At 32.8% G+C, this 15,285-nt stretch carries 19 protein-coding genes; 18 read left to right on the forward strand and 1 reads right to left on the reverse strand.

The features are described 5' to 3' along the window. The first annotated feature begins 34 nt into the window (after positions 1-34). The 8 genes from ACQY63_RS09825 to ACQY63_RS09860 all read left to right on the forward strand — a co-directional run bounded on the left by ACQY63_RS09825 (position 35) and on the right by ACQY63_RS09860 (position 7,701). Positions 35-253: a hypothetical protein gene (locus ACQY63_RS09825; protein ID WP_428245130.1), complete on the forward strand. Its 219-nt coding sequence runs from the start codon at positions 35-37 to the stop codon at positions 251-253. A gap of 484 nt (positions 254-737) precedes the next feature. After that, complete coding sequence (locus ACQY63_RS09830) at positions 738-1,598, forward strand: FRG domain-containing protein (protein ID WP_428245131.1); 861 nt, start codon at positions 738-740, stop codon at positions 1,596-1,598. A 175-nt stretch (positions 1,599-1,773) separates the two neighbouring features. Further along, on the forward strand, positions 1,774-2,682 hold the full coding sequence (locus ACQY63_RS09835) for a hypothetical protein (protein ID WP_428245132.1): 909 nt from the start codon (positions 1,774-1,776) through the stop codon (positions 2,680-2,682). A gap of 63 nt (positions 2,683-2,745) precedes the next feature. Continuing rightward, entirely contained in the window at positions 2,746-3,129 is a 384-nt protein-coding gene (locus tag ACQY63_RS09840) for a GNAT family N-acetyltransferase (protein ID WP_207661654.1), read from the forward strand. Between the two features lie 137 nt (positions 3,130-3,266). Then, on the forward strand, positions 3,267-4,121 hold the full coding sequence (locus ACQY63_RS09845) for a carbon-nitrogen hydrolase family protein (RefSeq protein WP_428245133.1): 855 nt from the start codon (positions 3,267-3,269) through the stop codon (positions 4,119-4,121). Between the two features lie 140 nt (positions 4,122-4,261). Continuing rightward, a complete protein-coding gene (locus ACQY63_RS09850) occupies positions 4,262-5,977 on the forward strand; it encodes a C40 family peptidase (protein WP_428245134.1) in 1,716 nt (571 codons plus the stop codon). Between the two features lie 113 nt (positions 5,978-6,090). Further along, on the forward strand, positions 6,091-6,729 hold the full coding sequence (locus tag ACQY63_RS09855; protein ID WP_428245135.1) for a septation protein SpoVG family protein: 639 nt from the start codon (positions 6,091-6,093) through the stop codon (positions 6,727-6,729). 354 nt (positions 6,730-7,083) lie between these two features. After that, complete coding sequence (locus ACQY63_RS09860; protein ID WP_428245136.1) at positions 7,084-7,701, forward strand: type III toxin-antitoxin system ToxN/AbiQ family toxin; 618 nt, start codon at positions 7,084-7,086, stop codon at positions 7,699-7,701. Between the two features lie 404 nt (positions 7,702-8,105). On the opposite strand, the gene ACQY63_RS09865 is transcribed toward ACQY63_RS09860, so the two are convergent. After that, complete coding sequence (locus tag ACQY63_RS09865) at positions 8,106-9,413, reverse strand: IS30 family transposase (protein WP_428245137.1); 1,308 nt, start codon at positions 9,411-9,413, stop codon at positions 8,106-8,108. Between the two features lie 256 nt (positions 9,414-9,669). On the opposite strand from ACQY63_RS09865, the gene ACQY63_RS09870 reads away from it, so the two are divergent. The 10 genes from ACQY63_RS09870 to ACQY63_RS09915 all read left to right on the forward strand — a co-directional run bounded on the left by ACQY63_RS09870 (position 9,670) and on the right by ACQY63_RS09915 (position 15,280). Beyond that, entirely contained in the window at positions 9,670-9,978 is a 309-nt protein-coding gene (locus ACQY63_RS09870; RefSeq protein ID WP_428245138.1) for a helix-turn-helix domain-containing protein, read from the forward strand. A gap of 222 nt (positions 9,979-10,200) precedes the next feature. Further along, a complete protein-coding gene (locus ACQY63_RS09875) occupies positions 10,201-10,383 on the forward strand; it encodes a hypothetical protein (protein WP_118031151.1) in 183 nt (60 codons plus the stop codon). A gap of 10 nt (positions 10,384-10,393) precedes the next feature. After that, positions 10,394-10,666 (forward strand): hypothetical protein, encoded by a 273-nt coding sequence (locus ACQY63_RS09880; RefSeq protein WP_147348511.1) that lies wholly within the window; start codon positions 10,394-10,396, stop codon positions 10,664-10,666. A gap of 242 nt (positions 10,667-10,908) precedes the next feature. Next, positions 10,909-11,148 (forward strand): helix-turn-helix domain-containing protein, encoded by a 240-nt coding sequence (locus ACQY63_RS09885; RefSeq protein WP_118025271.1) that lies wholly within the window; start codon positions 10,909-10,911, stop codon positions 11,146-11,148. Between the two features lie 306 nt (positions 11,149-11,454). Continuing rightward, the gene (locus ACQY63_RS09890; RefSeq protein ID WP_118025272.1) at positions 11,455-11,778 is read left to right on the forward strand and encodes a helix-turn-helix domain-containing protein; all 324 of its coding nucleotides are present in this window, start codon (positions 11,455-11,457) and stop codon (positions 11,776-11,778) included. 221 nt (positions 11,779-11,999) lie between these two features. Next, positions 12,000-13,124, forward strand: a complete 1,125-nt coding sequence (locus tag ACQY63_RS09895) for a hypothetical protein (RefSeq protein WP_118025273.1) — start codon at positions 12,000-12,002, stop codon at positions 13,122-13,124. Between the two features lie 18 nt (positions 13,125-13,142). Continuing rightward, complete coding sequence (locus ACQY63_RS09900; RefSeq protein WP_118031146.1) at positions 13,143-13,580, forward strand: hypothetical protein; 438 nt, start codon at positions 13,143-13,145, stop codon at positions 13,578-13,580. A 105-nt stretch (positions 13,581-13,685) separates the two neighbouring features. After that, positions 13,686-14,069: a hypothetical protein gene (locus ACQY63_RS09905; RefSeq protein WP_118031143.1), complete on the forward strand. Its 384-nt coding sequence runs from the start codon at positions 13,686-13,688 to the stop codon at positions 14,067-14,069. Between the two features lie 4 nt (positions 14,070-14,073). Beyond that, on the forward strand, positions 14,074-14,553 hold the full coding sequence (locus ACQY63_RS09910) for a hypothetical protein (protein WP_118025276.1): 480 nt from the start codon (positions 14,074-14,076) through the stop codon (positions 14,551-14,553). 154 nt (positions 14,554-14,707) lie between these two features. Further along, the gene (locus ACQY63_RS09915; RefSeq protein ID WP_118030810.1) at positions 14,708-15,280 is read left to right on the forward strand and encodes a hypothetical protein; all 573 of its coding nucleotides are present in this window, start codon (positions 14,708-14,710) and stop codon (positions 15,278-15,280) included. Positions 15,281-15,285 lie beyond the last annotated feature (5 nt).

Raw genomic sequence — 15,285 nt, forward strand, 5'->3', positions numbered from 1 at the left:
ATGCTGCATAATAGGAATACATCGGAGCAGGCTCTTGCTATTTTCAATAATTTATTTGGAAAATGCTGAAAGAAAATCAACCATTGATGAGATATCAATTGATGTTACTGATGGAGTTCATAATACAGTAAAAGATGACATAAAAGGCAAGTTCTATTTATTGAACTGTAAAGATATTAAAGGTGGTTCTCTTTTATTAGGTAATTCTGAACGGAGAGAAACTTTTGCAAAATTAAGAAAAAACAAAGTTTGAAAAAGGGGATATTCTTTTCTCATCTATTGGAAATATAGGAGAACTATTATTGTTGAAATTTAGTCCAGAGCGATATGAATTTTAGTGTAGTGTGGCAATTATTAAGCCTAATAGAGGCATTGGTAGTTCGGCACATTTGTATTTTGCTTTATTGTCACAGAAGCAGGAAATCATTCATATTGCATATGGAGCGGTTCAACAATGTTTATTTAAGATATAAAGGGATTTTCAGTTTATAAACCACAGGTCGCTTTGCTGAAAAAGTTTGATGATGCAGTTAGCCCTATGCTGGATATGACTTATCAAAATGAGGAAGAGAATAAAAGATTAACTGAGTTAAGGGATGGTATACTTCCAAAGCTAATGTTAGGAGAATTATATGTTTCATATTTAGATATTTATTTATCCAAACTCTAGACGGTAACTTGATAGTAATTGATATTTAGAATAACTTTGCAGTAAACACACAGAGAAAAGAGGATATATGTATTATATTATTGATAATTTTGAAAAAAAAACTCCTTCTGATATTACTTATGAAAACGTTAAATTGGCGTGTGGCACGGATATAAAAGTTTTTCAGATTGAGACGGTACATGACTTGATACAGTTTATTGGTTTTGGAAAATATAAAAATAATAAGGTAGGCAATGTATATTTTAGGGGACAGACTTCATTATATGATGGGAAAATGGTACCGTCATTATATAGGGGGAAAACAAGACTAGATAGTATTACTTGTAAATATAATGAAAGAATTAATAAGGCAATAACTAGTAAAAGAATATTTAGCCAATATGATAGAAGTGTATTTGAACCATTAATTCAACATTATGGAGTAAAGACACCATACATTGATTTAGTAGATAATGTTTGGGTAGCTTTGTGGTTTGCACTTCATGAATCAAAAGTCGAGGTGGTTAATTCACATAATTATGTATATTATTTTGATTCAAAAGAAGAGTATGCATATATTGTACTTATAGTATCTGATGCAGTAGAGGAAACAAACAAATCTGGAGTATATAAGGGAAATGATACAACATTAGTAGATTTAAGGAAAGCAACACCATCATATTTTTTAAGACCACATGCACAGCATGCTTATATGTTAAGAAAAAATGAAGAATATCCTGGGGACTATAGTGATTTAATTGTTGGAATAGCAAAGATACCTACAAAAGTTGGTATGAAATGGCTAGGTCAAAATGACTTTCTTTCCTTGAGCAGTTTGTTCCCAGCTGTACATTTTGATTCGGGTTATAAGATTTTAATGAAATCGTATCCAGAAGATGATCAAGGAACTGTTAACCAGTACGGCTCAATACAGATTTTAACAGACTGAGTTTGTTACTTCGATAAATTAGAATTTGTTTATGATTCTTAAGTTCTCTAATAGAGTTTACATAGATATTAAATAGCGAAGGAGATGATTGTAAATGAAAAATAGAAGTATCTGTCGTTTGACAAAAAAGTGGAGGAAAAAAATATTGTAACCCTTCACAAAATTAGGAGGAACAATGGTAATTAACAAACTTGATTCTATCGAATTTAGACTTAAAGAATTGCATGATTTTACTTGGTTAAAGAAATATGGTACTGCTTTTTGGGTTGTAGATGAAACCGGCTCAGGATGTATTTGTATTGGGATGGAGGATGCTGAAAGAAAATATTTTTGTAAAATTGCAGGAGTAAATACAGTTGAAGCAGAAGTTTCACCGGAAGAATCTGTGAAAATTCTAAAAGAAGCTGTTCATCTATATTACGATTTAGCACACCCCAATTTGACTAAAATTATTGAGGAATACGATTATAACCAATTTTATGTTGTGGTTTTTGAATGGGCAGATGGAGAATGTTTATTTGACCATTGGAATTTTGAAACATACCAAAGAGATATAGGTATTAAAAGTCCTAAAGAAAAATTTAAAGAATTACCTGTTAGTAAAAAGCTGAAAGTAATAGAGGTTTTAAATTCTTTTTTGCAAAATGTAAACCAAAAGGGATATGTTGCTGTCGATTTTTATGATGGAAGCATTATGTATGATTTTTCAACAGATGTAACTACAATTTGCGACATTGACCTTTTTAAAAAAGCCCCAGTTATCAACGATAAAGGTGTAGATTGGTTTGGAACAAAGAGGCTGAAAGCTCCAGAGGAATATATAGAGGGTTGCGCGATTGATGAGCAGACGAATATTTTTACTTTGGGTGCACTAATTTTTGAGTTTTTTGGAAGATTTTCTGATGAAGAAATCCATCAAAGATATTGTAACAATCAATTTATTCCTTGCACATTACCTAATTGGCAATTAAGTGAAGAGAGTTATCAAGTTGCAACCAAGACGGTAAGTCTTAATAAAAGTAAACGTTATTTAACATTTGCTGAGTTTTGGTATGAATGGAAAGCGGCAAATTCCAGTTTGTAGAATTGGAAAAATCGGAATTTAACGATATAAATATTCCACAATAAGGAGATGAGGAAAAATATAATGATGTACAAGTTTAATGAAAAAGTGTCTGTAAAAGCATTGGCAGATTTGCGTGAATCTGTGGGTTGGAACAGGATGGAAAAAGAGTATAAAAACCCTTTGATGACATCGTATTACCATATTGCAGTTTATGAAAATGATAAACTGATTGGGTATATTGATAGTGTATCAAATGGGGTATCAGATGCTTATATTCAAGATTTAATGGTTTGTCCGGATTACCAAGGTAAAGGGATTGGCACAGACCTGATGGATAAAATGATTGAATATCTGAAGAAAAAGCGTATCTACATGATTTCAGTGGTTTATGAAGAATGCTTAAAGCCGTTTTATGAGCGATTTGGGTTTTATAATATGCTATGTGGGCAAATGGAAACATATTAGCATCAACACCTGAATGTGTCTGACTGTGAGCAAGCTCTCGTCAGCCAATTCAGTGTAGTTGCGCATCGCTTGTAGAAACGCGCAAATTCGAATTTGTAGAGCATTGAGTTGGTTTCTACAATGATATGGAGGAATATATGAAACTCAGAATTGCATTCTTACAGCTTCTTCCAGTAGGAAGTCTGAAAGAAAATATGGAAAAGGGAATCAAGGCTTGTTTTCAGGCAAAAGAAAAGGGGGCAGATATTGCAATCTTTCCAGAAATGTGGAGCTGTGGATACGTCTTCCCACATGAAGAGGCAAGCCTACGGGAATGTGCCATTCCTAGGGATGGATCTTTTGTGAAACGGTTTGCAGAACTTGCTGCAGAGTTGGATATGGCTATAGCTATTACTTTTTTGGAACAACATGAGCCGAAGCCGAGAAATACAGTTTGCCTTTTCGACAGACATGGCAAAATGCAGTATTGTTATTCAAAAGTCCATATTTGTAATTTTGGGGAAGAAGATGATGAAAGTGTTCTGGACGCAGGAGATGATTTCTTTGTGACAGAATTGGATACGAAAGAAGGAGTTATAAAAGTCGGATCGATGATTTGCTATGATCGGGAATTTCCGGAAAGTGCTCGAGTTATGATGTTGAAAGGAGCGGAGCTACTTCTAGTTCCAAATGCCTGCCCAATGGAACTGAACCGTCTCGCACAACTCAGGGGAAGAGCATATGAAAATATGTTAGCTATAGCCACATGCAATTATCCGGCCCCTCATCCGGATTGCAATGGACATTCTACCCTGTTAGATGGTGTAGTATATCTTCCAGAACTTCCTGACTCGCGAGATACATGTGTATTTGAAGCTGGCGAGGAAGAGGGTGTGTATGTGGCAGAGTTGGATGTAGATATGTTGCGAGATTATCGTCATCGTGAGGTATGGGGGTGCAAAAACCGTCGCCCAGAACTGTATGGTATAATATCAGAGAGAAATCATATCTAAAAGAATTCAATTTCCAGTTTGTAAGGAAAACTATCAAAACATAAATTACATAGACAATAAATAGAATTGTAGACAAACGCCGAGTTAGTGTAAAAGCTAACTTTGGCGTATTTTTTTACGAAAAAATAAAGGAGGATAATATGAAAATAGGTAAAGAAAAAGAAGTTGAAATAAAAATACACAAGAAGCAAGATGGCAAGATTCATAAGAAGCGAGATGTAAAAATAGACAGTAAAGCTATATCTACAAGAACAAAGAATAATGCAAGAGTTATGAGAAAAGTAGCAGAATCAAAGATTACAGATAACATTGAAGGCGGTGAAAACATTGAGGAAACTTTTGAAGCTACAGGAATGGCAATAAAGCCTATAAAGAGCATTGTAAATGAAGGTAATAGAATTAGAAAAAAGGCAAAAGTTTCAAAACTTCAAAAAGAAGTCGTAGGAAGCAGGTTAAGAAAGAGAGCGGTTAATAAAGGTAAACAATTAGCAAAAAAGTCAGGCAGAAAGGCGGTAAAGAAAATATCAAAAAAGATGGCTAAAGATAACGGCAGGAAAGTGGCAAAGGAAAGCACAAAGATTGCAACCAAGGCTGGAACTGCAGTGGCAGGTTCAGTAGCAGGACCGGAAGGAACTTTGGTAGGAATGGCTGCGGGCGAAGTGGCAGGAATGAAGATTGATAATACATTTTACAAGGCAGAGCAAAGAAGTAGAATGATGAAATTTTTTATGGACAAGCTGAAACCAAATGAAGAGCAGAATGACAGTCTTTTTAAACTTGTAAGGAGAATGGTAAGAAACAAAATGACTTTTATGATAAAAAGAGCAGTATCATTGTTGGCACCATTGGTTACACCCATTTTAATAATTGTAATAGCAGCAACCGGAATTGTATTTGCCGTAATTGCAGTTCTGTATAATTCGCCATTTGCATTATTCCTTCCACCATTGGAAAGTGGAGATACAATACAGTTAGTGACAACACAGTATGTTTCAGAATTTAATCAGGAAGTGCAGACTTTGATTGATGAACACAAGGACGCTGACAAGGGAAGAAAAGTGTATGTGGATTATGAAGGAATGAATAGTGAACCATCCAATTATTACGATATTATGAGTGTATACATGGTTAAGTACCGATATGAAAATACCGCAACAAAAATGAATGAAACGAACAAGCAAAATTTGAAGGCAGTGTTTGATGACATGTGTAAATACACCACGGAGAATGTAACAGAGAAAAAAGGCAAAAAGAAGATAAAGTACTTAGAGGTGAGAATTACACTAAAAACATATACAGAAATGGCAATAGAGTATCAGTTTGATGATAACAGAACAGCAACACTTAATCAGTTAATGAGTGCTTACATAACAAACAATCCTTCTGGTGGAAGTCAGATAAGTGGATTACAGGGAAGTCTTACACCTCAGGAAATAAGCAACATAACAGACAAGATTTCTAATCCAACACAAAAGGCTGTTGCTTCATTTGTTTTGTCAAAAGTAGGATATCCTTACAGTCAGCCGTTAAGAAACAGTGGAAAAGCATTTGACTGTAGTTCCTTGGCATACTATGCGTGGAAGTCAGCAGGTGTTGACATATCGTTTGGAGGTGGAACAACTGCGGCTGCAGAAGCAGAAGGTCTAAAAGATAAGACAGTGAAAGAAGAAAATCTACAGCCGGGAGATTTGATTTTCTACAGTTATACAACTAATGGAAGGTATAAGAACATCAGCCATGTTGGAATTTATGTGGGTAATGGAAAGATGGTGGAAGCCGTGGATGAAGCTCATGGAGTGTGCTTGGGTAATTATCATAATGGTGGATTGGTGATGATATGTAGGCCGGGGAAATAAAAATAAGCTACGTATAGTGTGGCTAACTCTTAAAATAAGAATTTTTAATTTAGTATAAGTATGGGTAGCCCAATTAGAGCAATAAGGCAGAAAAATCGAAAGGAGTTAAAAAGATGAATTATAGTATTAAAGTTAACAAATTAGAAAATAAAGATTGGAGCACAAAGGCATTTGTATCAATAGTTTTTGAAGAAAGTCTTAAAGTGACAGATATTACAGTTAAAAAAGCAAAAAATGGAGAACTGTTTGTAGCAATGCCAGGGTACAAAACAAGTAAAACTGACGAGCAGGGAAATGCAATTTACAAAAATTATTTTTACCCTACAACAGCGGAATTTAGAAAAGAGTTGTATGATAATATTATTAAGGCATACAAAAGCAATGCCAAAGAAGTTAACATTACATCAGGAAAAGATAAAGTGGGTGTTTCGGTTGTAATGTATCCTTGCAATTTTAACGACAGGATAGAAAGTATTGGTAAGATATACATTGATAAATGTTTCGTTGTAGATGGAGTAAGAGTAATCGCAAGCGAAAAAGGAAGTTTTGTTGCAATGCCAACAAGAGCAACAGAGAGTAAAGATGGAAAAAGGGAATATACAGAGATGTGCTATCCGATAACTAAAGAATTTCGTGAACAGCTGTATGGAGAAATTATAAAGAAGAATAGTGAGTTGAAAAGTCGGGAAATTGATGGAGAAGGATTTGAAAAGATGAGAGAGTTTGGAGATGAAAAGCTGCCGTTTAGGTAAGGCATATTAAATAAAAAATTTTTAAGTTAAAATCTATTTAATATATAGTAGTATGAATATTTAGTAACAAATAAAGAATACTATAATATATATACAGTATATTATAGAAAATATATCTTGACGGCGTGACTAAAAGAATATACAATAAATGTAGAAAAAGAATATAGCATTGATATTACTAATGTTAAGTTTGGTGATTCTCCACCATTAGAAAGAGGGAAGCGATAAAGTTTGGTGATTCTCCACCATAAAAAAAGAGAGAGACGATAAAGTTTGGTGGTCGGCGACCAAAACAGCTGACAGTAACGATGAGGAAGCTTTAATGCTTCCTTATTTTTTACAAAGGAGACAATATTGGAATTTACGAACTTTCGTTTTGTATTTATACAACCGGATTATTTGGAAGCATTGCACAATGTGGATTCAGAAATTTTTTATTCAATAGACACTGACTACTCAAAAAAACCACATTTAGGAATACTTACTACTTGTAATGGCAGAAAATATGTTATTCCGCTTACTTCAGCAAAGAGAAAGCATGCTAGTTGGAGAGATGTTACTACAACCAATTATCGTGTATATGAAGAAATTGATACAAGGGCAACAATAGTGGATAAATATGATATTATTGTTGATGAAACAGATTTAAATAAACTTAGACAAAAAGGAATTCCAGAAGATGAGTTTAAGTTTTTTAAGAAAAGAATTCTTTCTGTTTTAGAAATAAAGAAGATGTTTCCAGTAGTTGATGGAGTGTATTATTTAGCAGATTTAAGTACACCGGCAACGACAACAGAAGATGAGCAGAGACGAAATCTTATGGTAAAAGAATATTTTTTCTGCAAAAAGTACAAAAAACAGATTGAAGCTAAAGCAAAAAAAATCTATGAAAAGCAGATGGTGACAGGGGTTGTTGCTCCATACCATTGTAATTATAAAGTTTTAGGATCTGTTGCAGATACATACAAATAAATAATTGATGATTTACATCTATAAAAAGTATTGTTATAAATTACTTTTTATAGATGTTTTTTTATAAAATCGTAAAAAATATCTTAAACATATCTCTGTAAAAGTAACTGTTAGTTTGCAAAAGTAGTAGCACGGGAAAACTAGCAGTTTAAATTGCAATTAAATTATGTATTTTCGTCTTTAAATGAAAAAGTAACTGCACGAACATATTGACACCAAATTTTTTAAACCTTAAATGGGGTGAAAATTGAGCTTTAAATGGTGTATAATAATAAAAAAGTTATTGTTTTGCTATATTTTCGTGCATAGTTAATAAGCGGCATAACATTAGTTTTGAAAAAATAACTGCAACCCCGCTTCTTTAAAAGATATGGGAGTCATTGTTTGATCAATTAAAATGTTAATTAACGCTTAAGTAGCTTTGGACTCAAAGTAACTTCATCGGGTGGAATAGGTGAAAGTTGTAGCAAAGACAATAACTTTTTCCCGTCTTTGGAGTCCATTAAATCAAAAGGTGTTTTGTTATCTAAATTTTCACGAAGAACACTGTTTATATGACAACAGATTAACGTTACGTCAGCAACAGTGCGGGGTGAAAAACTAACACCTTTAGGAAGTATTCTTCGTATTAAACGATGGTTGTTTTCGACCTGTGGTTTTTGCCACGAAGCTTGAGGATCACAAAAGAATACACGAGTTCTGGAAAGCCCTGTTCTTGTGTGTTCAAGTGCTTGAGGATTTTTGAATTCAACGCCGTTATCGGTCAAGATAACAGGAAATAATCTCTTGAATAGAGACACTCCAAGAATCTCAGTTAAGGAATCAAAAATCTGAATTACACTATCCTGAGTTCCATCGTTCATTAGAAAGATAAGCATAAAACTTGTCCTTCTAAAAATCATAGTAAGAAATACTTTTCCCTTATTACGACCACCCTTTACAGTATCCATTTCTACAACAGGTAGATCTGGGTTTGCTTCCATGAAGGATTTGAAATCTTCATAGGTGCGACCTTGTCTATATTGGTATTCAAGCTTGGTAAGAACCTTTTTAGGCCTACGTTGCCTGTAAACAACCTTTTTAGGAAGGTCAATATTACGAACCTTAAAAACACCCTGGTCAATGTAATTATAGAGAGTTCTCTCTGATATACCTAATTCATCTAAGTGCGTAGCACAAATGTGATTTAGAGATTGACCTTTAGCAATAAGAGGTTCAATTATATCAGCAATTGCTCTTAATTCAGATGGAGTTTTTCTGACACCGGAATGAGCATTGCGAATGCTTTTGTGATGAGCAGCATCAGCTCTGTGAGCTGTATAGTAAGCCTTGTTACGTTTACATTGTTTAAGCATAGAACAATTAGTGCAGACATAAGGAGGTTTATCTAAAAGAGGACATTGAGAAGATTCATAAGAAGCGCAAATATTTGTGCATATACGATCTTCAGGACATCGCTTACAACGATATCCATAACATCCATGTACTCCAACATCATCGCAGATAGAATTCTTTAGGCAAGAGTTTTTGTGAGTACAATCATTCTCGCCAGGGAGAGGAATTCTATCAACAAAGCATCGATATTTAATTACTTCTCTAGAAATGGTAGAAGCTGAACGTTCAAGATTTCTACCAATAGAGGCAAAAGAGTAGTCTTTACTAATCATACGTTCAATAATTATTCGTTCAGATAAGGATAATTGTTTTGGCATAAAAGCCTCCTTTCTGATCAAACAAAGACTACTTAAAATATACACTTTTGCAAAGGTAACTGCTAGTTTGCAAAAGTAGTAGCATGGAAAAACTAGCAGTTTAAATTGCAATTAAATTATGTATTTTCGTTTTATAAGTCCCGTTTATTGTACAATCTATAATGTATAATTTGAATAGTGGGGTCCCTAGATCGCAATTTTACCCCTTTGATTTACTAATAAATATAGAAATTTGTACATAATAGGAGCGATAATTATGCTTAAAATGAAAGACAACAATTATATAAACAATATAACAGCTATCCGTAAGAAGCAAGGAATAAGCCAGACTCAATTTGCTAATGCAATTGGCGTTGAAACCAGTACTATTAGCAGGATAGAAACCGGTAAGTCTGATCCATCTGCAGTTACATTATTTGCTATTGCTAAATATTTGCAGGTTTCGGTTGATGATTTATATACAAGGAAAACAACAGAACAGATTAAAAATGAACGAGAGCAGGAGTTCTTCAAGAGAAATATTAGATATTATGTCTCAACGATTGAAAGTAAGAAAAATCCTTAAAACGAACATATTTTCGAAATATGGCGTATGTGCTATAGAAAACCAAAATTATTTTCGCTATAGTTTAGATACATTCTAAAAAGGGGTGTGAGATCAGCTTAGCTAGGGCATTGGATTTGATGCTACGGAATACTAGCGTATTATCTGCAGGATTTATTTCCCTTATCAAGCAGGTATTTATTGTAAAAACAAAAATACTGATTAAAGGAAGTGAACAAAGGAATGAGCAATTCTATGAAGGTATCATTCTGTTGCAAAGACTGTAAGAGAAAAATGTTTGATTATTATGCAGGAATTTTAAACTTGTCTATCAAATGCAATAGATGCAAAAGAGTTTTAACACTTAAAAAGATAGATGAGAAATATGTAGCAGAGAGAATGATTAACGGAAAACTATTTGTGTGAGGTGTAAAAATTGATTTACAAGTATGGCATTGGAGAGCACGTGTATATCATAGAAAATGGGATACACATAAACGAAGTGATAATAGTTAATATAGCCAATGGTTTCTATCAGGTCTGCTTTACGGATAGAAAAGGCTCAATTAAATTAAGAGAGTCAAGACTATATAAGACTATCGGAGAAGCAGCAACAAAGAACAGTGCTGCGAAAAATGAATTAAGCAAATTACATAAGAAAAAAACATACCATTCACCATATGATTACGAATGTGGATATTATGGATGACTGAAAACAATTTATTATAAAAAATTGAATATGCCCACCTGATAAGGGCATGCAGTTTACAAGACAAAAAAAGGAAACTGTAGGAGCACCAGAGACGCAGGGGAAAAATCAGTTAGAAGTAGAGTTACTTTACTGGTTTTCCTTTTGCGTCTCTTTTATTTTCGCATATGAAAACTATATTTTGTAATTAAATTGTCAGGTGTAGACAACAAAACTTTCTGGTTTTTCCAGAAAGGAAAAAGATGTTTTATTACGATATTAAGAAAAGTGGAAAAAGAATCAAAGAATTAAGAAAGGCAAAGGGATTAACACAGGATAAATTATCAGAAAAGATTGGAATTTCATGTCAGGGGCTAAAGATGATTGAGTGTGGAATTAATGGAGCAAGAATTGATACATTTGTTTATTTGGCAGAAGCATTGGACACAACAATTGATTACTTGGTCTTGGGCAGAAGTTGTATGGTTATTGATGAAGAGTAAAAGGTATAGTGCCACTAACTCTTAATTTATATTTGAAAACAGTATATTATAAGAGGCTCAAATGAGCCGGAAAAATCTCCTTTAAGCAATGCATAAGATTAGTTTCTACTTATTATAAATATAAGTTTGAAGTTGTTGACTATGCCGTGACCCGTATACAAATACGATAGCAAGCTACAGCACATATACCGGTGACGATTGGAGAAAAGAAACAAGGCAGTAAATAATTTTTGGCGTGTTATATTACTGCAAAAGTATCGGACGTGATGCAATGCATTGCATAAGGAGAAAAATCAGGAGGAATAAATGGAATACAAAGGTTTAGAAGTTGGAAATACAATTAAATCATTAAGAATAAAAAAGAACGTATCAGTGTTTGAATTGGCATATAGAGCAAAGATAAGCCAATCACATGTGTATCAGCTGGAAGAGGGAAACAATAAAATGAGCATAGATCTTTTATACAGGTTGATGGATGCACTGGATACAGATGCAAACACAATATTGGGGATAAAAGAAAATAATGAAAATTCAGTGGATGAAAGACTGAAGGAGTTAAATCCTAAGATGAAGAAAACATTGACGGAATTGTTTTTGAGGACAATAGATGGGGTGGAAAATAGAAGATAAATAAAATAAAGATTATATAAAATAAGAGTAGAATCTAAAGCACTTACAAGTATATTTGTAAAAATGTTTTATTCGACTTTTTTCAGTGAAAAAATAATTGCAGATATAACATTTAAGTGACATCACGTAACAAATTATGTGATTTTCAAACTCAGGAATTATTGACTAAAATAGTAAATAAATGTATAATGTGAACAAATATATGAATTAAGGGGGATAAAATGTCAACTATAGTGCTTTATAAGGATAGATTAAATGGTATAAATACTTACATAAATGATGCAGTTAATTCGAGTGATGGTCTAAATACTCAATTAAATTCTTTGAAATCAATCTTACAGGGGGTAAGTTCTAATTCTTGCAATCTACAAGACACGGTCGATAATATTAGTTCCTCAACAAAAACTGAAAAAGACAAGGTAAAGGATTTAAAGAAACTCAACAAAAAAATTGGTGAGTTTATTTCTGTTACAGTAAAGAAGGATAATTCTGTAAAAGAACAAATCGAGAAAACTAAGAAAGAGTTTTACACAAAATATTCATATTTGAAGCCGGAATGTGAAAAAAATGGCTTGGAAAAAGTGTGTGACGGATTAAAAAGTGCTGTAAGCTGGCTTGTGGATAACATTAAAGAAATACTTGTAGTTGGCTTGGCTGTATTAGCAGTAGTTGCCGTAGTAGCACTTGCGATTGCTACATTTGGACTTGGTGCAGTGGCTATTGCTACGGTGGTTGGAGCAGCAGCGGGATTGGCAAGCCAGTTAATAACTGATATAGTTAGTGGATTTGTCACGGGAAATTTTAAGGTTAGTAGTCCGTTGAATTATATTTCATCGGCAGTAGGGGGAGCAATTGGAGGAATTATAATGTTACCAACAGGTGGTGTTGCTGGTGTTTCAGTATTTGCTAGTAAAGTGTTTGGAAATTTTGCATTAGCAGCAACAGCAGATGTATTTGTTTCTACTTCTCTGAGTGAAGGTACTCCTATGATATTTAGCAAAGAAAAATTATCTTTAGGTCAGTGGGGAAGCAATGTCGCAGTAGGAACGGCATTGTCATTAGTCTTAGCAAAAGGGTTTGATGGCTTCACTACGAAATTCAACAAGGGATTAAAAAATACTGGATTTAAGATTACGGAAAGATTTGCAGGGAGTCATAGTTATAGAGCTGACTACAATAGATCTATAAAGAGATTGATACATAAAAATTCTAGTTTAAAAAATATAACATATAGGACATATAGAAACGGATTTATGGCAGAATTTACAGAAAATATTTTTAGTAACCCTACAAATGGAGTGCTTGGCGTGGGATGGGACGAAATAAAGGAATTAGTATTTAATTAGTGTGAAAGGAAGAAAAATATGAAAAAAATTGAATGTTATCAGCCAAGAGGAATTGTAAAAATGTTAATTTATCTTTTTCTTTTTTGGACAGTGATTTGTTGTGTGAGTGTAATATCTAATAATGATTATTTCATTGAAGGAATAGTTTGCTCTATTTTTTTTGATATGACTATTTTTCTTACAATATTTGGAATATTAGTATATAAAATAACAGCAACAGATGAATGTATTATTATAAGAAAATGGTATGGCAGATGTGTAAAAGTTAACTTTGATGATATCACCAAAGTTGTATTTGCCACTTTAAGTGGAAAGCCTGTTGATGCTACTAGAATTCACATATATAAAGGTAAAAAGAAGGTGTTATCTTTAGATCCTGTAATGGAAAATTATGATAAAATGAAAAATTATCTATTAGACCATATTGATGATACAAAAATAGATACAATTTCGTAGAGATAATATAGACGTGAAAATTGACTATTCAAAGTTTACGGTTTTTCAGTATTGATGATATTGACAATAAAATATAAAAATAATTAATAACAGGAGAAAATAAATATGATTTTTGGGGGAAAGGCTGAATATAAGAAAGAAGAGCTGCCGTTTTGTTATATAAAAAACAAAGAGGATATAGAATTAGGTGGAATCACTATTGAGGCTTACGGTAAAATTGACGGTGAAATGAAATATTTATCCGCTACATTTATTTTATCTGACCCGAAAATGTATGACCGTAATGATTATAAGGATATGATGAGGGTTATGGAAGAGACAAAAGATAAAAAGGTAGTTTTAGATTTGAAATATAAAAAGGAACGGTTAGTAGATTTTAAGCTAGATAGTGAGTCGTTGGCAAAAAATCTCAATGATGAAAGGTTTAATAAGATAGAAATTTTGATTACGGGAATTGACAATAAAAGTTTAATGTGTGTAGGAGTTTAAAATAATGAGAAGAAATAAATATGATATCAAAGTTTATACTCGTTATTACATGCGTCTTGTTATACTTTTTTCAATTCTCTTTGTTGGGATACTTTGGGGAACAATTAGTTTGTATTGTATTGAGAAAAAACCAGTTGGTGTCTCAATTATAGTATCAATTATTTTTATGATTATCTTTGGCGGAATAGCACTGTTTGAATATATAGCATTTGCACCTAAACTATATGTTTATGGAAACAAGATTGTTATAAAAAAGTGGTATGGATTAAGAAGAAAATATTATGTTAAAGACATTGACAAAGTTATTTTTGAAAAAAGTGAAGGCAAGATTGTTACAATGCAAATCATATCAAATATTAGTAAAGATAAATATATTGATACAGTAGAAAATTTTGATAAACTGTTAAAATATTTATTAAAAAGTGTTGAAAAACAAAAAATGGAATGTTACATATTGGGAACAAAAGAAGAGGCTGAAATATGATTAAATATAGTTTGAAATATAGAAAAATCAGAAGATAAAGATATTCTAGATTTAATAGTCAGACATATAAAAACATATATATAGCAGGATTTACTGAAAATATATAATAGTTCATTAATAAAAATAGATATAGTATAGAAAGAGAGTGGAGAATATGACGCCTGAACAGAAAAAACATGAAGAAGAATATTTTGCAGCTAAAAAGAAATATGAAATGGCTTATGCAAATAAAGCCAAATATTCAAGAGAAAAGGCGGGAGCAGAGACTAAAAGACAACAATTGATAAACAGTATTAATTCTAAAAAATCAGAATTAAAGAAAGTGTCTCAAACATATACGGATTTAACAAAAACGAATGGAAAAGACAATGAAATTGAGAGCCATATTCAAAAAGCGGCAAAGCATTTATCTGCAGCGGCAACGCAGTTTAAAAATATAGGTAAATCCAGTAATGGAAATCAAAAGGATTTAGAGATGGTATTCTCAAGCAAAGTTGCAAAATCAAAGAAACATATATCAGAGGCATTTTCAGGTATTGAGAAGGCAAAGAAGAATCTTTCAGGAAGAAAAACTGCATTAAACGGTGAAATAACAAAATTAAATGGAGAGCTGGCTACTGTTAAGACTAGTATTACAAGGTATGTAACATTGATAGATGAAGCAGACACAACAATGAGGACAGCAAGTGTTGATATGGCGTATCATAAAAAACATATGACCGCTTAATACAA

Source organism: Eubacterium sp. Marseille-QA0814 (genome assembly GCF_965119675.1).
GTDB lineage: Bacteria > Bacillota > Clostridia > Lachnospirales > Lachnospiraceae > Eubacterium_G.